We start from the raw sequence: 19,387 nt of genomic DNA on the forward strand, positions 1-19,387 counted from the left end.
GGAGCCTTTTTCTTGCGAAATAGCCGGGCGGCTCAGCCGTCCTTCTTCGTCGTCGCCACACGCAGCGACAGCTCGCGAAGCTGCTGCGGGCTCGCCTCCGAAGGCGCGTTCATCAGCAGGTCGTCGGCCTGCTGGTTCATCGGGAACAAGGCGATCTCGCGCAGATTCCTGGCGCCGACCAACAGCATCACCACCCGGTCCACGCCAGCGGCCATGCCGCCATGCGGCGGTGCGCCATACTGGAAGGCGCGATAGAGACCGCCGAAGCGCTCCTCGACGGTGGTGCGATCCAGCCCGACGAGTTCGAAGGCCTTGACCATGGTTTCCGGCAGATGGTTGCGGATGCCGCCCGAGGCGAGTTCGTAACCGTTGCAGACCAGGTCGTACTGGAACGCCTTGATCGACAGCGGGTCGGAGCCGTTCAAGGCGTCGATGCCGCCCTGTGGCATGGAGAACGGGTTGTGGGCGAAGTCGATCTTCTTCTCGTCTTCATTCCATTCGTAGAACGGGAAATCGACGATCCAGCACATTTCGAAGCGATCGCGGTCGACGAGGTTCAACTCCTCCCCTGCCCGCGTGCGCGCGGACCCGGCAAAGGAGACAAACTTCTTCGGATCGCCAGCAACGAAGAAGGCGGCGTCACCGTCGGCAAGGCCAAGCTGTTGACGGATCGCTTCCGTGCGCTCCTCGCCGATGTTCTTGGCGAGCGGCCCGGCGCCCTCGATCTTCTCGCCTTCCTTGCGCCAGAAGATGTAGCCGAGGCCCGGCTGTCCCTCGCCCTGCGCCCACGAGTTCATGCGGTCGCAAAAAGCGCGTGAACCGCCAGTCCTGGCCGGAATGGCCCAGACCTGGGCCTTGCCATCGTTGGCCAGGATGTTGGCGAACACCTTGAAGCCCGAGCCCCGAAAATGGTCGGAGACATCCTGCATTTCGATCGGGTTGCGCAGGTCCGGCTTGTCGGAGCCGTATTTGCGCATCGCCTCGTCATAAGCGATGCGCGGGAATTTCTGCGTCACCGGCTTGCCGTTGGCGAACGTCTCGAAGACGCCGCGCATCACCGGTTCCATGGTGGCAAACACGTCCTCCTGCTCGACAAAGCTCATTTCGAGATCGAGCTGGTAAAATTCACCGTAGAAGCGGTCGGCGCGCGGATCCTCGTCGCGGAAGCAAGGCGCGATCTGGAAATAGCGGTCGAACCCCGAAACCATCAAAAGCTGCTTGTACTGCTGCGGCGCCTGCGGCAGCGCGTAGAAGGTGCCTGGGTGGATGCGGCTCGGCACCAGGAAGTCGCGCGCGCCTTCAGGCGACGAGGCCGTGAGGATCGGCGTCTGGAATTCGTTGAAGCCAATCTCGCCCATAAGCCTGCGCATCTCGGAAATCACGCGCGTGCGCGTCATGATATTCTTGTGCAGCGTCTCGCGGCGCAGGTCGAGGAAGCGGTATTTCAGCCGGATGTCTTCCGGATAGTCCGGCTCGCCGAACACCGGCAGCGGCAGTTCCTTCGCCGACGACAGCACTTCCATGTCGACAGCATAGATCTCGATCTCGCCGGTCGGCATGTTCTTGTTGATGGTCTCGGCGGTGCGCGCCTTGACCTCGCCATCGACACGGATGACCCACTCGCCACGCACCGTCTCGGCGATCTTGAACGCCGAGGAATCCGGATCGGCGACGATCTGCGTCAGGCCGTAATGGTCGCGAAGGTCGATGAACAGCAGGCCGCCATGGTCGCGGACGCGATGGACCCATCCCGAAAGGCGGACGGAGGCGCCGACATCGGCCTTCCTCAACTGGGCGCAGGTATGGCTGCGGTAACGGTGCATGGTCGAATATTCCGGTCAGAAGTTAAGCGTGACCGAAGCAGTTTGGCCCGGTCCGAAATCGGCGCGAAAAGCGCATGGGCATCCCCGTTTGTCAAGCGAAGGCCTGTGTTTTGCCCGCTTGGCCACGCTTGCGCCGGTGAAGCCCGGTCGCGGCAACGCAGATAAGCTTTCGTTCTTGCGGTGCGAACTTCGAGAGCCTACGCAAAAGCAAGTGCCATTCCTGTCCGTAATCTGCCAAAAGTCGCCATGCCCAACGTTTCAATCCTTGTCGATGCCGATGCCTGCCCGGTGAAAGCCGAAGTGGAGAAGGTGGCCGAGCGGCACGGCGTCGTGGTCACTTTCGTTTCGAATGGCGGTCTGCGCCCGTCCCGCGACCCGATGATCCGCAATGTCGTCGTATCCAAGGGCGCGGATGCCGCCGACGACTGGATCGTCGAAAACGCCAAGGCCAACGACGTGGTGGTGACGGCGGACATTCCGCTTGCCGCCCGCGCGGTGGCGCTTGGCGCGCATGTGCTCGGGCCGACCGGAAGGCCGTTCACGCCCGAAAGCATCGGCATGGCGGTGGCGATGCGCGACTTGAAGCAGCACTTGCGCGAGACCGGCGAGAGCAAGGGCTACAATGCCGGCTTCTCGCCGCAGGACCGCTCCCGCTTCCTGTCCGAACTAGACCGCATCTTGCGGCGGGCGCTCAAATCCGCCACACCCTAGCGATGGCTTCCAAAACCGCCGCCCCGCTTCATCGCCATATGCAGTTCGCCATCTCGGCCGGCATCGGCGCCGTGGCCGGTATTGTCGCGCTGCTGCTGAAATCCTCGCTGGCCTACTCGATCGGCGCCAACGCGTTCTTCATCGTCTATATCGCCATCGTCCTGTGGCAGATGCCGATGTTGACCGCCGACTATCTGAGCAAAAATGCGCGCGCCACCGACCAGCCGGTGGGCATCATCTTCATCGTCACGCTGGTCGTCATCGGGGTTGCAGTCGTCTCGCTGTTCCAGCTCATCAACAGCAAGGACAGCCCCGACCTCGCCGGCCTGCTTTTTTCGCTGACGTCCGTTCCGCTCGGCTGGTTCACGCTGCAGGCGATGACCGCATTGCACTACGCGCATGTCTACTGGATGGATGACGATGGCGCGAAATCCGGGAAGAAGGTGCCGGTTGGCGGTCTGGAATTTCCCGGCAAGGATCGACCCGACGGCTGGGATTTCCTCTATTTCGCCGCGACGATCGGCATGACGTTCCAGACGTCCGACACCGAGATAACCACGACGGAAATGCGCCGCATCACGCTTCTGCATGCGGTGGTGTCGTTCTTCTTCAATACCGTCATCGTCGCCGCCGCGGTCAATCTTGCGGTCAGCCTGGGCGACTGAGCGGCAGCGCGTTCACAAAAATTCGTGAACGCCAGAAACATCGCTTTCACCCGAGACGTACTAGGATAGGAACTGAACGCGTTGGCCGCCTGTCGGCGCAACCGGAGACGACATGATGGATTCGGCCGTCACGCCCACGCAATCGGAACTGCTGACCCCTCACGGCAAGGGACCCCTGATCTACCGCCAGTCGCGGTGGACGCGGCTGACCCACTGGATCTGGGCGTTCTCTCTGTTCTTCCTGCTTCTGTCCGGCCTGCAGATATTCAACGCCCGGCCGCAGCTCTACATCGGCAAGGAGTCCGGCTTCCAGTACGACAACACAATCCTGCAGATTGGCGCTGAAAGCACGCCGAACGGACAACGCGGCTTTACTGAAATCTTCGGCATGAAATTCGACACGACGGGCGTTCTCGGCCTGTCCGGACCGGAGGGGCAGCAGCGCGTCCGCGCCTTCCCGTCATGGGCGACCATCCCGTCCTATTACGACCTCGGCACAGCGCGCGTGGTGCACTTCTTCTTCGCCTGGGTGCTGGGAACGACTTTGCTGGTCTGGCTGGTTTCCAGCCTCGCCAACGGCCATCTGCGCCGCGATCTGGCTCCACGGGTGCAGGATATTCGCCGCCTGCCGCAGGATGTGGTCGACCACATCAAGCTGAAATTCCACCACGTCCGCGAATACAACACGCTGCAGAAGCTGGCCTACGGCGGCGTGCTTTTCGTGCTTCTGCCGCTGATGATCCTGACCGGCTTCGCGATGTCGCCGTCGATGAACGCCGCCCTGCCCTTCCTCAACGACATTCTCGGCGGAAGGCAGACCGCGCGAACCATCCATTTCACCGTCATGCTTCTGCTGGTCGCCTTCTTCATCGTCCACATGCTGATGATCCTGGCGGCCGGTCCAATCAATGAACTGCGCTCGATCGTCACCGGCTGGTATCGCACCGACCCGCCTGCTCGCGACGACGCCGAAAGGAGCGCATGAGATGGCGAAGTTCATGATCAGCCGGCGCAAGTTCCTGACCTCGGCCAGCATCGGCGCCTCCGGCATGATGCTCGCCGGCTGCGATGCGTTCGACAGCCAGCTCGGCATCGGCAAGGGCCTGCGCAGTTTTCTCGAGGGGGCGAACGATCTGACCCACCGCGCCCACCGGCTTCTGGTCGGCGCAAACACGCTGGCGCCGGAGTTTTCGGAGAGCGATATACGTCAGCCCATGCGGCCGAACGGCGTCACCGCGCCGGACGACGATACCTACAAGGGGCTTCTGGCGAACGATTTCGCCGACTGGCGGCTGGAAGTGACCGGGTTGGTGGAAAAGCCGCTGTCGCTGACCCGTGACCAGCTGATGAACATGCCGAGCCGCACGCAGATCACCCGCCACGACTGCGTCGAGGGCTGGAGCTGCATCGCCAAATGGACCGGCACGCCGCTGGCGCTCGTGCTCGACCAGGCGGTGGTCAAGCCGGAGGCGCGCTACGTCATGTTCCACTGCCTGGACACGATCGACAAAGGCCTTTCAGGCGACATCAAATACTACGGCACGATCGACCTGATCGACGCCAGGCATCCGCAGACGATCCTGGCCTATGGCTGCAACGGCAAGCCGCTGCCTGTCGAAAACGGTGCGCCGCTGCGGGTGCGCGTCGAGCGGCAGCTCGGCTACAAGCAGCCGAAATACGTCCACAGGATAGAGCTTGTCTCAGGCTTCGCCGACATTGGCGGCGGCCGTGGCGGCTACTGGGAAGACAATGGCTATGACTGGTACGGCGGCATCTGACTGCGGCATCCCGCGCAGCCGTCAGGCCGCCGTCCTGACGATGTCGTTGTAGGTATCCAGATCGACATAGAAGACGCGGATGATCTCACGGATCAGTTCGTCGTCTTCATAGCCCTGTGATCTCAGAATGTTGACGGCAGTCAGGATGTCGAAGCGCTCGGTGAGCCGCCGCTTCTGGTAGTCTTCGACAAAGCGTTCCATTCGAATTGTCCCCCGTCCGATTGCCCAACGCGCTTACCAACGCTGAAATCGCCGAAGGAACGGTACGAATGATCGCTTGCGCGGAACTTGCCGACGCTGCGATGTCTTCCCCCTCGATCTGCCCCAAACCAGACTCGGAAAAAGCGGGCGACTCACAGGCCCGGCTGAAGAATATCACGCAGCTTTACATGACGTAATATAGTTGGGTCGCCGGTCAGGAATTTGCCGAACGGCCTGCCTCGCTCCGCCTGAGCGGCAATCCTGCATCCCGCTCGTGCATCAGGCGTCGATCCCGGCTAGAAGAGGAACCTGGAAACGCCGCCAAGTGCATCATGAAAATCCGAACGATTCTGTCACTGATCATCGCTGCGACAATCCCCGCAGGAGCCGCAAAGGCCGGAATTGCCGACGGCACCCTGCCTGCCGGTTCATACCGTTGCGAGGTCTATCTTCTGGGCGCGTTCCTGACGCTCGGCGACATCCACATCAAGGGAAGCGTCTACAGCGGCCCCAGCTATTTCGGTGCCGGTGGACAGGGTTACAACTATCAGATCAGCCCGAACGGTGAGATAAGCTGGCTGGGTCCTCTCGGCGGCTTCACGTCCGGCGGCAACAGCGTCTCGCTGACCCAGATCACCGCTGACACCGAGCCGAACGCCTCGTTCGACATCATCATGCGGCAGGCGGATGGCGCCTTCACCGCATCGACATGCACGAAGCGGCAGACGCCTTCCGTCCCCTAGCTGGTCAGCTTTCAAGGACGTCCTTGACAACGGTCGCCAACTGCTTGAGCGAAAACGGTTTTGGCAGGAAACCGAACTGCGCGTCCGCGGGCAGGTTCTTGGCGAAGGCGTCTTCCGCATATCCCGAAACGAAGACGAACTTCACGTCAGGTTGGCGCTTGCGCAACTCTCCCAGCAGCGTCGGTCCGTCCATTTCGGGCATCACCACGTCGGACACGACGATATCGATCTTGCCTTCCAGGGCATCGAAGATTTCGAGCGCCTCGACCCCGGAAGAGGCTTCGTGGACGGTGTAGCCGCGCGTAGTAAGCGCCCGCATTCCCCCCATGCGCACGGCGTCCTCGTCCTCGACAAGAAGCACGGTCGCCGAACCGGAAAGATCCTTGGCCTCGGCCGGCTTTGCCGCAACTGCGGGCTGCGGCGTCTCGCCCTGTCCGCTCTTGACCTCGCCTTCGCCCGCTTTTGCGGCATGGCGAGGCAGGAAGATACGGAACACCGTGCCCTTGCCCTGTTCGGAATCGCAGAAGATGAAGCCGCCGGTCTGCTTGATGATGCCATAGACCATCGAAAGGCCGAGGCCGGTGCCCTTGCCGACTTCCTTGGTGGTGAAGAAAGGCTCGAATATTTTCTTCAAGACCTCCGGCGCTATGCCGCTGCCGGTATCTTCCACCTCGACCAAGACGAAATCCGCAGGCGCCAGCTCGCGGTATGGAAACGCCTTGCTCTCCTCCAGCGTGAGGTTGCGTGTGCGCACCAAAAGGTCGCCGCCCTCGGGCATCGCGTCCCGGGCGTTGACGGCAAGATTGACGATGACCTGCTCGAACTGACCGATATCGACCCTGACCGGCCACAGGTCGCGGCCATGCTCAATCTTGAGCTTGATGCCGTTGCCGACCAGCCGCGCCAGAAGCATTCGCAGATCGGCCAGCACGTCCGTGAGGTTGAGCACCTCCGGCCGCAAAGTCTGCTTGCGCGAGAACGCCAGCAGTTGCCGCACCAGCGATGCAGCGCGGTTGGCATTCTGCTTGATGTTCATGATGTCCGGGAAAGACGGATCGGACGGCCGGTGGTTGGTCAGCAGGAGATCGGACGCCATGATGATGGCGGTCAGCACATTGTTGAAATCATGGGCGATGCCGCCGGCGAGCTGCCCCACCGCCTGCATCTTCTGGCTTTGCGCCATCTGGTTTTCGAGCGCCTTCTGCTCGGTCGTCTCGACGGCATAGACGATGGATGCCTCTTCGGCGCCGTCGCCGGTGCCGTCCGCCACCGCATTCACATAGAAGCGGATATGGCGCTCTTCATTGTCCGGCAGAACCGTATCGATCGGTGCGATATCGGCCTGGCGTTGCCGGGCCTTTTCGAGCGCCGCGCTGAAGGCGGCGCGGTCGCGCTCGTGGATGACCGTATCGAGCCGCACGCGCCGGTCCAGCGCATCCCGGTCGACAACCGTCGAGAACAGCGACAGGAACGGCGCGTTTGTGCGCAGGATGCGCCCGCTCTGGTCGACGGCGGCGATGGCCATCGGCGTCGAGTTGAAGAACCGCGTGAAGCGCACCTCGGAAGCCCTGAGATCGGCGGAGGCGTCCTCGCCCTGCGTGCGGTTAAGCACGATTGTCCTGGTCGGCCCATGGATGCCGTCACGGCTGGCCGTGACCCTGTGCATGAAGCGTACCGGCAGCGCCTCGCCTTGCATGGTGGTGAGGTCGAGGTCGATGACGGCATTGCGCGTGGTGCCGGGATCGGCCTTGACCGAGCGGATCAGCGCCATGCCGTCTCCGGCGACAATTTCCGGCAGCGTGACTGCGCCCGGCGTGAAGCTTGTGAGATCGATACCCAGCCATTCGGCCAGCGTCGCATTGACATAGGTGACGCGGCCTTCCTGGTCGGCAGAGAAGAAGCCTGCCGGTGCATGGTCAAGATGGTCGATAGCCTTCTGCAGATCCAGAAAGAAGCGCTCCTGCTCGGCCCGTTCGCGCGAAATGTCGGCAAGCTGCCACGCCAGCAACGGCTGCCGCTGACCGGGGACGTTGAACGTCCGCGCCGCCGTCCGATACCAGCGGGCGCCGGGCTCCGCGCCGGGACGAATCGATTGCGTCAGGCGAAACTCGCCGTCACCCGCCTGGCCATCCCGCAGGTCTGAGGCCAGCCGGAAAACCGTCGCCGAAGCCTCCGGCACATCCGAAAGCAGCCCCTCCACGGTCTTCAGGTCCGCAGCCGATGTCGCGCCGGTCATTTCGGCATAGGAGCGGTTGGCGTAGATGACGCGGCCCTTGTTGTCGGTGACCAGCAGCCCCTGCGACATCGAATCGACGAACGCCTTGGAGAGTTCGTCACCGGTGGAGCGCGGGGCGATCTGAATGAAGCCAATGGCGGTGGCGAACAGGAAGCCGACCCCGATCATGGCAAGCACGCCGAGCATGCCGAGCAGGAACGGGTCGCCGAAACGCTCGCGGAACACGCCGAAAACGACGGCAGCGCCGGTCAGCACGACGATGAAGACGATCAGCCGAACGACGGCGCCGGGCCGCGTGCTCTGGTCGACGATCGGCGCCGGATAGAAATCGCCGCGCGTTTCTTTGGCCATACGCCCCCTGCTCACCAACTTCAGTCGCCCCCTGCCTTAAGCGGTTGAATCATATTCTCCTAGTCCGGAAAAGACCTGAGCGGCAATGTCCCGTGAAAAAGGTGACGGCAGCCGGTTCCCCTTTCGACTTCACAATGGGTTGTATGAACTTGCAGCTTCGTACCGCATGAGGCTACTGTCGCGCACTTCAATGTCGGATGGGGGACACCGATGCTCGAATGGCTGGATGGCTTGGCGGGTCCTGACTATGCACCCGCCCTTCTGTGGACCTTTGCCGCCCTTGTCCTGCTGGCGATTGTTCTTGTCATAATCAGGCTTGTCCGGAGAATGACGTTCGGGACCTATGTCGCCGGCGGGCGCAACCGCAAGACCCGGCTGGCCGTCATGGATGCCACCGCCGTGGACAGTCACAGGCGCCTGGTGCTCGTTCGACGCGACGACATCGAGCATCTCCTGCTGATCGGCGGCCCGACCGATGTTGTCGTCGAGCGCGACATCCGGCTTGTCGCCCGGCGACCGGCGCCTGCCAGCGACGCAGGACAGGCGCAGACGCGGCCCCAGCAGCCGGCCCCCGTATCCGCAACACCGGTCGCCAAACCGCAGGCGGCTCCGCCTCCCGCAATGCGGTTTCCCGAACCCGTAGCTGCGCCGCGTCCGCAGCCCTATCTGGGGCCGGCAGCGCCGCGGGCCATGTCCCCTTCGTCAAATCCAGGCCTGGCGAAAACACAGACGGCCACCAAGAACGATCCTATCGACGATGCGTTGATGCAGGAACTGGAGATGTCGCTGGATGACGAACCTGTTTCGCGGTCGATACCGGGGAACGTCCCGTCGCTGGACGACGAAATGACCAAGCTGCTCGGCGAGCTTTCCACCCACAAGAAGTAGCGGACAAGAAAAAGGCCGGGCAAAGCCGGCCGGAAATCGATCTTTTTAGATGTATCGGTACAGCGCTCAGTCGTCGCGGTAGACCTTTTCGCGCCGCTCGTGCCGTTCCTGTGCTTCGATGGAAAGCGTAGCGATCGGCCGGGCGTCGAGCCGCTTCAAGGCGATTGGCTCACCCGTCTCCTCACAATAGCCGTAGGTGCCTTCCTCAATACGCTGAAGCGCTGAATCGATCTTGGAGATCAACTTGCGCTGGCGGTCGCGGGCCCGAAGTTCGATCGCCCTGTCGGTCTCGGAAGAAGCCCGATCGGCGAGATCGGGGTGGTTGGCGTTTTCCTGTTGCAGAATTTCGAGAGTTTCGCGCGCTTCGCGCAAAATGTCGTTCTTCCAGGTCACCAGCTTCTGGCGGAAGTAAGACTTTTGTCGTTCGTTCATGAACGGCTCATCTTCGGACGGCACGTAATCGGCAGTAACGATATCGTTCATTCGACTCACCCGACAGCCCTAAAAATTTGGGCCTATATATTCACCGACCGATGCCGGCACAAGCGCAATCGATCAGCCGGTCACGCATTTGTTAGGGACCGGATGCGGCGTTCGCAGATGCCGGAAAGCGGCGTTGCCGGGCTTGGGGCGGGGAAAGCCGCGACGCCCTGCGTGTCCGGCGCGGACACGCAGGAAGCCCAAAACGGTCAGGTTTCGTGTAGGGCGAGCTCGAACGTCACGCAAACCGGGTTGGCGCCTGGCGAAAGCGTGCCCTCGGTGATGACACCGTCAATATCGACGATGGCAATGCGCAGACGGCATTTGCCCGCGCGCACTTCGCCCTGCGTGATGAGCACTTCTGTCGCGAAGGACGGCACCTCCGGTGCATCCTCAAAGACCGCGCCGACGACGCTGCCGACACCGTGAACGACAGCGTTTTCAATGCCGTGCTGGCGGCATAGCGCCTCGATGGCCTCACCGATCTCCTCATTGGGTCGAACCCGGCAGATGAAGCCGCGCATACCGGGCCTCGTATCATCCGGCGAGGAAACCGGCATGAAGAGGCGAAAGTTGGTCTCCGGATCCTCCTGCACGTCGAACCGGGCGCCGGAAATGCCCCAGGCTTCGGCTTCGACCGGTTCCGCAAGTTGGCTTTCCAGCGGCAGGAGGTGGCCCATGCGGCGCTGGCCGTCCGCCGTGCGCCATACGCCGTGACAATGGAAAAAGGACGCGCCGTCGCGACGTCCGACAACCATGCCGGCGTCTTCGATCACCGCCGTTCCGTCGGGCGCATAGGTATCGCTGTACCACGCGGCGTGCGCGCCGTCGGGCGACGGGGCCGGTATGACATAGCGCAGCGGATTTACGCGCGCGTTGCGAAGACGGATGTAACCACTTGAGAAGCCTGTATCTTCCAGTGCCACCGCGACCGCGTCGTTCATGCTCCTGCCGGGACTGAGTACGACCTTTTGCTTTTCAATCCGACAAGGGACGGATACGGCCCGTTCGGTCGCGAGCGGTCCAGGGTGGGCGATGGTCCGGGCAAAACGGCTCATCACGCTGCGAGGCCGGCATTGATGAAGCCGCCGTCGACCGCCAGAATCTGCCCGTTGACGTAACTCGCATCGTCCGACAGCAGGAAGGCGACGGCGCTGGCGATCTCGCGGGGTGTACCGTAACGGCGCATCGGAACGCGCGAGTTCCACTGCTGACGGACCTGTTCCGTATGCACCTGCTGGGCCATCGGCGTGTCGATCGGCCCAGGCGCCACCGCGTTGACGCGGATGCCCTGCGAGCCCAGCTCGTTTGCCATCACCAGCGTGAGCAGGTTCTGGCCGCCCTTGGAGGAGCCGTAAGCCACCCTGCCCTTGTTGCCGCAAAGACCGGAAACGGAGGTTATGTTCACGATCGAACCGGACGACCCATGCGCCAGCCAGTGCCGTGCCGCCGCGCGCGAAACGATGAAGGTTCCTGTCAGATTGACGTCGATGATGCGCCGGAATTCCTCGACGCTGGTCTCGACCGCCGGCTTGTCCATGGCGATGCCGGCGCAGTTGACGATCCCGACAAGCGGACCTTCGCCGGCAGCCGCCATGATAGCCGCCTCGACGTTCATCTCATCGGCCACGTTGCAGACGATGCCGTTCGTTTCCGGCAGGCCAAGCTCGGAACAGGCTTGCCGCAGCGGCTCGGCGCGCAGGTCGAGCAGGAATGGGTAATACCCACGCTCGAAAAGCAGGCGCGCCGTCTCCAGCCCGATGCCCGACGCGCCGCCGGTGATCGCCACGGCTTTCCGTTGCTCGCTCATCATCGCTCCTATGCGGACAGTTTCTGCGCCGAGGGATCGAGCTCGCCGCGCCTGTCGAGCTCTTCGCGGATCATCTTCTTGGTGATCTTGCCGTAGGCCGATTTCGGCATTTCGGCCCAGAAAATGAAGCGTTTGGGCATCTTGTAGCGGCTGATCCTGGTTTCCAGCCATGACTGGATGTCCCTCGGATCGGGATTGGCTCCCGCCCTTGCCACGCAGACCGCGACGCCGACTTCACCCCACATCGGATCGGGAACGCCAAGCACGGCGACCTCGCTGATCTCCGGATGGGCGAGGATTTTTTCCTCGATCTCGCGTGGATAGATGTTGGAGCCGCCGGAAATATACATGTCCGACGATCGGCCGGTGATGTAGACGAAGCCGTTCTCGTCCATATGACCGAGATCGCCGGTGCGGAACCAGCCATTGCGGAACGCTTTGGCGTTGGCGTCCGGATTGTCATAGTAGCCGGCGAACACCGCCGGCCCGATCGTGCAGATTTCGCCCGTCTCGCCGGCTGCAAGCGCATTGCCCTCATCGTCCTGGACCTGCACTTCCATGCCCGTTCGCTCGAAACCGCAGGTGCCGATACGCGCATCCGGACCGTCCTCCAGCGAATGGAACGCCGGCGGCAGCACGGTGATGTTGCCGGTGACTTCTCCCAAGCCGAAATACTGCACCAGAACGGGGCCGAGCTTTTCCAGCGCCCGCTTCTGGTCGGCCCTGTACATCGGCGCGCCGGCATAGATCATGTAGCGCAGCGAGGAGCGGTCGAACCGGTCGACGGAAGCGTCCTCGACGAGCAGCTTGACGATGGTCGGCACGGTGAAGATGTTGCTCACCCGCCATGTCTCGACCAGCGACCAGACCGTCGGCACATCCATCTTGTCGGTCGGCAGGATGATCGTCTTCACCCCATGCGCCACTTGGGCTAGTTGGTGCACGCCTGCCCCATGCGACAGCGGCGCCACGACGATGGAGGCATCCTTGTGCGTGGTGCCGGGCATCAGGTCGCACAGATGATTGGTGACGACGAAAGCCATCTGTCCGTGTGTCAGCACCGCGGCCTTGGGCCGTCCGGTGGTGCCGGACGTGTAGAAGAACCAGCAGGGATCGTCCCGGTCGACGGCTACAGCCGGAACGGTTTCCCCCATATGACGCTCGACAAGGCTGTCATAATCCGGGCCGAAATCGGCTTCACCGATGGCGACGACGAATTCAAGTGACTGCGCGGCTTCCCGGCAGGCCCTGGCGTGGCCGGCAAAGCCCGCGCCGCAGATCATGCCGCGTGCGCCACTTGCCTTGGCCAGATAGGCCACCTCATCCGGCGACTGGCGATAATTCGCCGGCACCCAGACGGCGCCCAGCCGGAAACAGGCGAACATGGATTCGAACATCTGGTTCGAGTTGGCCGACTGGATCAGCACCCGGTCGCCCTTCGCCACGCCATACTCGTCGCGAAGCGCGGCGGCGAAGGCGTTGACGCGGGCTTCCATCTCCCGCCACGTCCACTGGCTGTCGCGCCAGACAAAACCGATCTCGTCAGGATTGCGCCGCGCCGACTGGCTCAGGAACTGCGCCAGATTCATGACACGGGTGGTGACCGGCGACACGCCGCCGCGCGGATTGTCGGACATCAGCGAACCCGTTCGAGCAGGGAAACGTAATTGGCGACGGCGGCGCCGCCCATGTTGAAGACGCCGGCCAGGCTTGCGCCCGGCACCTGCATGTCGCCGGCCTCGCCGGCAAGCTGCATGGCCGCCATCACATGCATGGAAACGCCGGTGGCGCCGATTGGATGGCCCTTGGATTTCAGACCGCCGGAGACGTTTACCGGCAGTCGCCCGTCCTTGCGCGTCGTGCCGTCGCGAACGACGCGGTGGCCCTGTCCCGGCTCGGCAAGCCCCATGGCCTCGTATTCGATCATTTCGGCGATGGTGAAGCAGTCATGCGTCTCGACCAGCGACAGGTCGTCCAATGTCAGACCGGATTCGGAAAGCGCCTTCGCCCAGGCCTGCCGGGCCCCTTCGAACGCGGTGACGTCGCGGCGCGACAGGGCCATGATGTCGTTCACCTGCGAGCGGCTGCGAAAGGCGATGGCGCGGTTGAGCTGCTTCGCCGTCTCCTCGTCAGCGAGAACCAGCGCCGCAGCGCCATCCGAGATCAGCGAGCAGTCGGTGCGGCGCAGAGGCGCGGCGACATAAGGATTCTTGTCGGAGATCGTGTTGCAGAAATCGAAGCCGAAATCCTTGCGCATATGCGCATAGGGATTGGCCAAGCCGTTCGAATGGTTCTTGGCGGCGATCATCGCCAATTCTTCCGAGCGGTTGCCATATTTCTGAAAATAGGTCTGGGCGATGCGGCCGAACAGCCCGGCAAAGCCGGCGTCGATCTCGGCCTCTTCGGCCCGGTAGCTGGCACCGAGCAGGATGTCTCCGACATCGGCGGTCGGGATGGCCGTCATCTTTTCCGCACCCACCACCAGCGCGACGCGCCCACGGCCGGCCTCGATGAAATCCATCGCCGCATAGATCGCCGCCGAACCTGTGGCGCAGGCGTTCTCCATGCGCACCGCCGGAACGTGTTTCAGTTCGTCGCTCGACATGGCGACGAGCGCGCCCTGGAAATCCTGCTTCTGGAAACCGTTGTTCATGACGCCGACGAAGACACCGTCGACATCCGCGGCCTGGACGCCGGCATGCTCAAGCGCCGGCATCGCCACCGCGGCCATGAGTTGCTCGGTGTTTTCGTAATCCAACTTGCCGAATGGCGAATGCGCCCAGCCGACGATCTGCGCCCTGCTCATGGTCACGGTCTCCTGTTGGTCTGTTTGCCGTTACCGCGAGGGCCGGCATTGTTTCGTGTTCCGAACATCTGTCCGAGCTTGTCTTCGACGCGCCGGGCCTCGTCGCGGAGGTAACCGGCGATTTCCAGCTGCCGCGCCGGCTGCAACCGATTGTCGATCGCCGCCACCGAAAGCGCACCCACCGGGCGGCCTTCAGCGTTCCGGATCGCCACGCCGACGCCCCATGAATTGGCGTAGATCAGTCCGGGATTGAGCGAATAGCCGTTGGCGCGCGTGGCCGCGACGTCCTGCCGGATGCGGTCCGCGGCGAGCATCGGATAATGCTCGGCAAGCGTGCGTTCATTGGCTTGCAGCATCGCTTCGACTTCGTCGTCCGGCAGCTCGGAAAGCATGGCGAGCGATCCGGCGCCGACGCCGAGCGGATGCTCGAAACCGGCCTGCAGCGCATGGGTACGGACCGGATAGGTTCCTTCCTCGCGATACAGGCAAACGGAGTTGGTGCCGCGCGGCACCGACAGGAAGGACGAGTCCTCCGTCCGCCTCGACAGGCGTTGAAGGCTTTCCATGGCCAGTTGCAGCAGGCCGTAACGCCGCGAGGCAAGGCTGCCGAGGACAAAGGTTTCCTCGCCGAGGAAATAGAGGCGGCTCGCCTCGTCCTGTTCGATCAGGCCGGCCCGCATCAGCGCGAGCAGCAGCCGGCGCGCGGTCGGCTTGTTGAGCTCCGTTTCGGCGACGAGTTCGGAAAGCGAAGCGCCCCGGTCGGCGTGACGGCCGACGATGGAGAGCAGCGCCAGCGCCCTGTCGACGCTTTGCGAACCGGTCATGTCGCGGAGCGGCTGGGAGATGTTCATGGCTCAGCCGAACTCCGCCACCGCGCAGCTCTGCCCGCCGTCGACGGGCAGGCATACGCCGGTGATGAATTGCGCCTCCTCGGACGCCAGGAACACGGCGGCCGCGGCGATGTCCCAGGCCGTGCCCATACGGCCGACCGGCACCATCGCGTTGCGCGCGGCGACCATTTCCTCGACCGAGCCGTACTGGGAGGAAATCTGCTTGTAGATCAGGGGGGTATCGATGAGCCCGGGCATGACGCAATTGGCGCGGATACCCTGGCGCGCATACTGCATGGCGAGCGCCACTGTGGCCTGGTTCACCGCCGCCTTGGTCGCGTAATAGGCGAAATAGGGATAGCCGACGTAACGGATCGCCGCGAGCGATGAGATGTTGATGATCGCGCCCCTGCCCTTCGCCAGCATGTGCGGGATCACCGCCTTCGACGTGCGGTAGACCGGACCGATATTGAGGTCGAGCGACGCCTGAAAGGCCTTCTCGTCCAGCTCGACCGGACCGCCCATATGGGTGACGCCGACATTGTTGTGCAGGATGTCGATGACGCCGAAGCGCTCGATGGTCGCTGCGACCGCCCTGTCGATTGACGCTTGTTCGGTGACGTTAGCAGCCAGCGCCACGGCCTCGTTGCCTTCGCTGGCAATGATGCCCGCCGTTTCCTCGGCCGCCGCCGGATCGAGGTCTATACATGCGACCCTGGCGCCTTCGCGCGCATAGGCGACCGCCGCGGCCTTGCCGTTGCCCCAACCGGGCCCCGACGAACCTGCACCGAATACAATCGCTGTTTTGCCTGCGAGACGATCGACCAAAATGCTTGCCCAATGTGTGGAAACTTGCGGCGGGCGCCTGGACGCCCGCCGCGTTCGTTGAAATCAGCCGAGGCTCGTGCCGACGGCCTTTTCGAGAATGCCCCAGGCCTCGTCGCCGAACTTGCCCTTCCATTCGGCGTAGAAGCCCTTTTCCTTGAGCTTGTCGCGGAAGGAGGCCGGGTCCGTGGCGTTGATTTTCATGCCCTTGGCAGCCAGATCCTCCTGCGTCGTCGAGTTCAGCTTCTCGACGTCGGCGCGCTGGTTCACGCCGGCCTCGTTGATGTTCTTGGCGACGATGCCGCGCACGTCTTCCGGCATCCGCTCCCAGGCGCGCTTGTTGGCGAGGAACCAGAAACCATCCCACATGTGGTTGGTCATCGAGCAGAACTGCTGCACTTCGTAGAGCTTGGAGGTCGAGATGATCGCCAGCGGGTTTTCCTGGCCGTCGACGATCTTGGTCTGCAGGGCCGAATAGACTTCGGCGAAGTTGATCGAAGCCGGAGCCGATTCGAACGCCGAGAACATCGAGGTCCACAGCGGGCTGACCGGCACGCGGATCTTGAAGCCTTTCAAATCGGCGGCTTTTTCGATCGGACCGACCGAGCTGGTGATCTGGCGGAAGCCATTGTCCCAGATCTTGTCCAGCACGACGAGGTTCGACTTCTCGATCTCGCCGCGCACATATTTGCCGAGATCGCCATCCATCGCGGCCCACACGGACTTGTAGTCCGGGAAGGCGAAGCCGATGCCGCTGATCGAGGCGTTCTTGACCAGCGTCGAAAGAATGAGCGGCGAAAGCGTAAAGAATTCGACGCCGCCGGAGCGGATCTGGCTCAGCATGTCGGTGTCGGCGCCGAGCTGGCTGCTCGGGAATATCTGGATCGCGACGCGGCCGCTGGTCTCTTCCTGGATTTTCTTGACGGCTTCCTGCGCCCGGATGTTCAGCGGGTGGCTGACGGCGAGATTGTTGGCGAACTTGTAGTTGAACTCGGCGGTCTGCGCCCCTGCATACCGGATCGTTGAAACAAGCGGCACGGCGGCGGCAGCGCCCAGAACCAGACTGCGTCGAGTGATATTCATGTCATTTCCTCCTGATGTTTTTTAATTGCAATTCAAAGATATGCGATGGAAAGCGCAGGTACGGCGGCAATCACCAGAAGGCCGACGACAAGGGCCGCGAGATACGGCCAGATCGCACCGACAGCCTCGTCCGGCGAGACGCCGCCGATCTTGCAGGCAATGTAGAAGCCGATGCCGATGGGCGGCGTCATCAGGCCGATGTTCATGGCCGTGACCACCACCATGGAATAGTGGATTTCGTTGATGCCCATGCGCTGGGCGATCGGGAACATGATCGGCGCCATCAGCACGATCGCCGGCAGGCCCTCGAGCACGCAGCCGAGCAGCATGAAGACGGCGATCGACACCAGCATGAACGAGAACCAGCCGCCCGGCAGTCCGGTCATGTATAGCGCCAGCTGATTGGCGAAGCCGGTCTGCGTCAGCGCCCAGGCCATCGCCGACGCGGTGCCGAGGATGAGCAGGATCGCCCCCGACAGCGCCGCCGTCTCGACCAGCATGGAATAGAACTTCTTCCAGCTGATGCCGCCATAGAGCAGCATGCCGATGATCATCGCGTAGACGACCGCGATGGTCGAAACCTCGGTCGCCGTGGCAATGCCGCCCCCGACGACGGAGCGGATGAGAAACGGCAGGACCAGCGCCGGCGCTGCGATCAGCAGCGTCGTGCGGATGACGGAGAACGGCGCCCGCTTGACGCCGTCCATCTTCTCATGGCCGGCTTTCCAGCGGGCGAGCGCCACCAGCATCAGCAGCAGCACCATGGCGATGACGAAGCCGCTGGTGAACAGGGCTGCGATGGAGACGCCGGCCACCGAGCCGAGTACGATCAGCACGATGGAGGGCGGGACCGTGTCGGCCATCGCCGCGCCGGTCGCCAGCAACGCGATCATCTCGTTCGGCTTGTGGCCGCGGCGCTTCATTTCCGGAAACAGCGCCGGCGCCACCGTCGCCATATCGGAGACCTTGGAGCCGGAAATGCCGGAAACCAGGAACATGGAACCGAGAAGCACATACGACATGCCGGCCCGCACATGGCCGATCAGCGACGCCAGGAATTCGACGATGGCCTTGCCCATGCCGGTCGCATCGAGGACGCAGCCGAGCAGCACGAAGATCGGAACCGACAAGAGGATCAGGCTGGACATGCCCTCATCGATACGGCCGACCAGCACGATCAGAGGCACGGAGGTCGAGAAGGTGATGAAGGCGATGGTGCCCAGGCCGAAGCAGAAAGCAATCGGAACGCCGAGGAACAGGCAGATGGCGACCACGCCGACTAGGAATATGGCGATGTTGACATAGCCGAGGCCGAGGAACACCGGCGTCAGCAGCCAGCCCACCCCGCCTAGGGCAGCAACGGTCAGAGCGGCCAGGATCAGGTTCTTCACGCTGGAACGGCGCACCGCATGGCCCACCGCCAGCAGGAGCATCAGCACGAAACCGGCGATGATCGCCGATTCGCGGTAGCTCATCGGGATGTTGAGGGCCGCCGAGGTGACGTAGGATTCTTCCTCGACATATTCGATGGCCGGAAAGATCAGCGCGCCGATGACCGTCGCCACGATCAGCAGCGCCAGCGTATCGACATATTCACGCACGCGTGGCGGAAACATGCCGAGGAAAAGCGTCAGCCGCATGTGTTCGTTGCGGTCGATGGCGATCGCCGCGCCCAGCATAGCCAGCCAGAGGAAGCAGATGGACGCCGCCTCGTCGATCCACACGATCGGCAATTGCAGGACGTAGCGCGAAAAGACACCGGTCAGCAGCAGGCCGATGACGCCGACAAGCAACAGGGCGGCAATGATCTCGACCGGCCGCATCCAGCGCGATCCAGGCCGTGCGTCAACGACCTCGGAAATCGTATCGATAGTGAGAGTCTCCTCTCCCGCGGCGGTGGTGCTCAAGCTTTCCTCCCAGCAGTTCAGCTTTTTCTCGGCGCCCGGCCAGCGAATGTTCCGTAGCGGAACAATTCCTCCTCCCAACCCGGCACGTCGTTCCATAATATGGAACTATCTTGCTGACGTGGCCTTTCTTGCCATGAAAATCCGTATGAAACAAGAAAAAATGAACAATCGATGCCACGACGATGTGGAACGATGATTTTAAGAGCCTGCGGGAATAAGACGATATGCGCGGCGGATTATTCGGATCCGG

General features: G+C 62.8%; 18 protein-coding genes. 6 read left to right on the top strand and 12 right to left on the bottom strand.

Going from position 1 to position 19,387, the window contains the following annotated elements:
• Nucleotides 1-32: 32 nt before the first annotated feature.
• Nucleotides 33-1,823 carry an aspartate--tRNA ligase gene (gene aspS, locus J2X35_RS06355; protein WP_310183066.1) on the bottom strand — a complete coding sequence of 597 codons (1,791 nt, stop codon included), beginning with the start codon at nt 1,821-1,823 and terminating at the stop codon, nt 33-35.
• Between the two features lie 246 nt (nt 1,824-2,069).
• Here aspS and J2X35_RS06360 point away from each other — a divergent pair, with 246 nt between their 5' ends.
• The 4 genes from J2X35_RS06360 (at nt 2,070) to J2X35_RS06375 (ending at nt 4,977) form a co-directional block, all read left to right on the top strand.
• The gene (locus tag J2X35_RS06360) at nt 2,070-2,534 is read left to right on the top strand and encodes a YaiI/YqxD family protein (RefSeq protein ID WP_310183069.1); all 465 of its coding nucleotides are present in this window, start codon (nt 2,070-2,072) and stop codon (nt 2,532-2,534) included.
• 2 nt (nt 2,535-2,536) lie between these two features.
• Nucleotides 2,537-3,199 carry a DUF1345 domain-containing protein gene (locus J2X35_RS06365; RefSeq protein ID WP_310183070.1) on the top strand — a complete coding sequence of 221 codons (663 nt, stop codon included), beginning with the start codon at nt 2,537-2,539 and terminating at the stop codon, nt 3,197-3,199.
• 115 nt (nt 3,200-3,314) lie between these two features.
• Nucleotides 3,315-4,184 carry a cytochrome b/b6 domain-containing protein gene (locus J2X35_RS06370; RefSeq protein WP_056115518.1) on the top strand — a complete coding sequence of 290 codons (870 nt, stop codon included), beginning with the start codon at nt 3,315-3,317 and terminating at the stop codon, nt 4,182-4,184.
• A 1-nt stretch (nt 4,185) separates the two neighbouring features.
• Nucleotides 4,186-4,977: a molybdopterin-binding protein gene (locus J2X35_RS06375; RefSeq protein WP_310183072.1), complete on the top strand. Its 792-nt coding sequence runs from the start codon at nt 4,186-4,188 to the stop codon at nt 4,975-4,977.
• A gap of 21 nt (nt 4,978-4,998) precedes the next feature.
• Here J2X35_RS06375 and J2X35_RS06380 read toward each other — a convergent pair whose 3' ends face one another.
• Nucleotides 4,999-5,178, bottom strand: a complete 180-nt coding sequence (locus tag J2X35_RS06380) for a hypothetical protein (RefSeq protein ID WP_056109745.1) — start codon at nt 5,176-5,178, stop codon at nt 4,999-5,001.
• A 332-nt stretch (nt 5,179-5,510) separates the two neighbouring features.
• On the opposite strand from J2X35_RS06380, the gene J2X35_RS06385 reads away from it, so the two are divergent.
• Nucleotides 5,511-5,921 carry a hypothetical protein gene (locus J2X35_RS06385; RefSeq protein ID WP_310183074.1) on the top strand — a complete coding sequence of 137 codons (411 nt, stop codon included), beginning with the start codon at nt 5,511-5,513 and terminating at the stop codon, nt 5,919-5,921.
• 4 nt (nt 5,922-5,925) lie between these two features.
• Here the strand turns inward: J2X35_RS06385 and cckA are convergent, their stop codons facing one another.
• Nucleotides 5,926-8,508 (bottom strand): cell cycle histidine kinase CckA, encoded by a 2,583-nt coding sequence (gene cckA, locus J2X35_RS06390; RefSeq protein WP_310183077.1) that lies wholly within the window; start codon nt 8,506-8,508, stop codon nt 5,926-5,928.
• A 210-nt stretch (nt 8,509-8,718) separates the two neighbouring features.
• Between cckA and J2X35_RS06395 the strand changes: the two genes are divergently transcribed.
• Complete coding sequence (locus J2X35_RS06395; protein ID WP_310183078.1) at nt 8,719-9,396, top strand: flagellar biosynthetic protein FliO; 678 nt, start codon at nt 8,719-8,721, stop codon at nt 9,394-9,396.
• A 66-nt stretch (nt 9,397-9,462) separates the two neighbouring features.
• On the opposite strand, the gene dksA is transcribed toward J2X35_RS06395, so the two are convergent.
• The 9 genes from dksA to J2X35_RS06440 form a co-directional block, all read right to left on the bottom strand.
• On the bottom strand, nt 9,463-9,879 hold the full coding sequence (gene dksA, locus J2X35_RS06400; protein ID WP_056109754.1) for an RNA polymerase-binding protein DksA: 417 nt from the start codon (nt 9,877-9,879) through the stop codon (nt 9,463-9,465).
• A gap of 206 nt (nt 9,880-10,085) precedes the next feature.
• Nucleotides 10,086-10,820, bottom strand: coding sequence for a PCC domain-containing protein (locus J2X35_RS06405; RefSeq protein ID WP_310183081.1), 735 nt, complete (start codon nt 10,818-10,820; stop codon nt 10,086-10,088).
• A gap of 113 nt (nt 10,821-10,933) precedes the next feature.
• Nucleotides 10,934-11,686: an SDR family NAD(P)-dependent oxidoreductase gene (locus tag J2X35_RS06410; RefSeq protein WP_405023182.1), complete on the bottom strand. Its 753-nt coding sequence runs from the start codon at nt 11,684-11,686 to the stop codon at nt 10,934-10,936.
• A gap of 8 nt (nt 11,687-11,694) precedes the next feature.
• Nucleotides 11,695-13,326, bottom strand: a complete 1,632-nt coding sequence (locus J2X35_RS06415) for an acyl-CoA synthetase (RefSeq protein WP_310183747.1) — start codon at nt 13,324-13,326, stop codon at nt 11,695-11,697.
• Nucleotides 13,323-14,492 carry an acetyl-CoA acetyltransferase gene (locus J2X35_RS06420; RefSeq protein ID WP_310183082.1) on the bottom strand — a complete coding sequence of 390 codons (1,170 nt, stop codon included), beginning with the start codon at nt 14,490-14,492 and terminating at the stop codon, nt 13,323-13,325. The genes J2X35_RS06415 and J2X35_RS06420 overlap by 4 nt, the downstream gene beginning before the upstream one ends.
• A gap of 2 nt (nt 14,493-14,494) precedes the next feature.
• Nucleotides 14,495-15,343: an IclR family transcriptional regulator gene (locus J2X35_RS06425; RefSeq protein WP_310183085.1), complete on the bottom strand. Its 849-nt coding sequence runs from the start codon at nt 15,341-15,343 to the stop codon at nt 14,495-14,497.
• A gap of 3 nt (nt 15,344-15,346) precedes the next feature.
• Complete coding sequence (locus tag J2X35_RS06430; RefSeq protein ID WP_310183087.1) at nt 15,347-16,150, bottom strand: glucose 1-dehydrogenase; 804 nt, start codon at nt 16,148-16,150, stop codon at nt 15,347-15,349.
• A gap of 63 nt (nt 16,151-16,213) precedes the next feature.
• Nucleotides 16,214-17,230 carry a TRAP transporter substrate-binding protein gene (locus tag J2X35_RS06435; RefSeq protein WP_056109767.1) on the bottom strand — a complete coding sequence of 339 codons (1,017 nt, stop codon included), beginning with the start codon at nt 17,228-17,230 and terminating at the stop codon, nt 16,214-16,216.
• Between the two features lie 32 nt (nt 17,231-17,262).
• On the bottom strand, nt 17,263-19,101 hold the full coding sequence (locus J2X35_RS06440; protein ID WP_310183748.1) for a TRAP transporter large permease subunit: 1,839 nt from the start codon (nt 19,099-19,101) through the stop codon (nt 17,263-17,265).
• Nucleotides 19,102-19,387 lie beyond the last annotated feature (286 nt).

Origin of the sequence: Mesorhizobium sp. BE184, from assembly GCF_031457045.1 — a bacterium.
Lineage (GTDB): Bacteria > Pseudomonadota > Alphaproteobacteria > Rhizobiales > Rhizobiaceae > Mesorhizobium.

Bases quoted from the DNA above. Each gene is read 5' to 3' on its own strand.
- J2X35_RS06370 (WP_056115518.1), top strand. From the start codon at position 3,315: ATGGATTCGGCCGTCACGCCCACGCAATCGGAACTGCTGACCCCTCAC.
- cckA (WP_310183077.1), bottom strand. From the start codon at position 8,508: ATGGCCAAAGAAACGCGCGGCGATTTCTATCCGGCGCCGATCGTCGAC.
- J2X35_RS06360 (WP_310183069.1), top strand. From the start codon at position 2,070: ATGCCCAACGTTTCAATCCTTGTCGATGCCGATGCCTGCCCGGTGAAA.
- J2X35_RS06380 (WP_056109745.1), bottom strand. From the start codon at position 5,178: ATGGAACGCTTTGTCGAAGACTACCAGAAGCGGCGGCTCACCGAGCGC.
- aspS (WP_310183066.1), bottom strand. From the start codon at position 1,823: ATGCACCGTTACCGCAGCCATACCTGCGCCCAGTTGAGGAAGGCCGAT.
- J2X35_RS06365 (WP_310183070.1), top strand. From the start codon at position 2,537: ATGGCTTCCAAAACCGCCGCCCCGCTTCATCGCCATATGCAGTTCGCC.
- J2X35_RS06405 (WP_310183081.1), bottom strand. From the start codon at position 10,820: ATGAACGACGCGGTCGCGGTGGCACTGGAAGATACAGGCTTCTCAAGT.
- J2X35_RS06375 (WP_310183072.1), top strand. From the start codon at position 4,186: ATGGCGAAGTTCATGATCAGCCGGCGCAAGTTCCTGACCTCGGCCAGC.
- J2X35_RS06410 (WP_405023182.1), bottom strand. From the start codon at position 11,686: ATGAGCGAGCAACGGAAAGCCGTGGCGATCACCGGCGGCGCGTCGGGC.
- J2X35_RS06385 (WP_310183074.1), top strand. From the start codon at position 5,511: ATGAAAATCCGAACGATTCTGTCACTGATCATCGCTGCGACAATCCCC.
- J2X35_RS06395 (WP_310183078.1), top strand. From the start codon at position 8,719: ATGCTCGAATGGCTGGATGGCTTGGCGGGTCCTGACTATGCACCCGCC.
- J2X35_RS06420 (WP_310183082.1), bottom strand. From the start codon at position 14,492: ATGAGCAGGGCGCAGATCGTCGGCTGGGCGCATTCGCCATTCGGCAAG.
- J2X35_RS06425 (WP_310183085.1), bottom strand. From the start codon at position 15,343: ATGAACATCTCCCAGCCGCTCCGCGACATGACCGGTTCGCAAAGCGTC.
- J2X35_RS06435 (WP_056109767.1), bottom strand. From the start codon at position 17,230: ATGAATATCACTCGACGCAGTCTGGTTCTGGGCGCTGCCGCCGCCGTG.
- dksA (WP_056109754.1), bottom strand. From the start codon at position 9,879: ATGAACGATATCGTTACTGCCGATTACGTGCCGTCCGAAGATGAGCCG.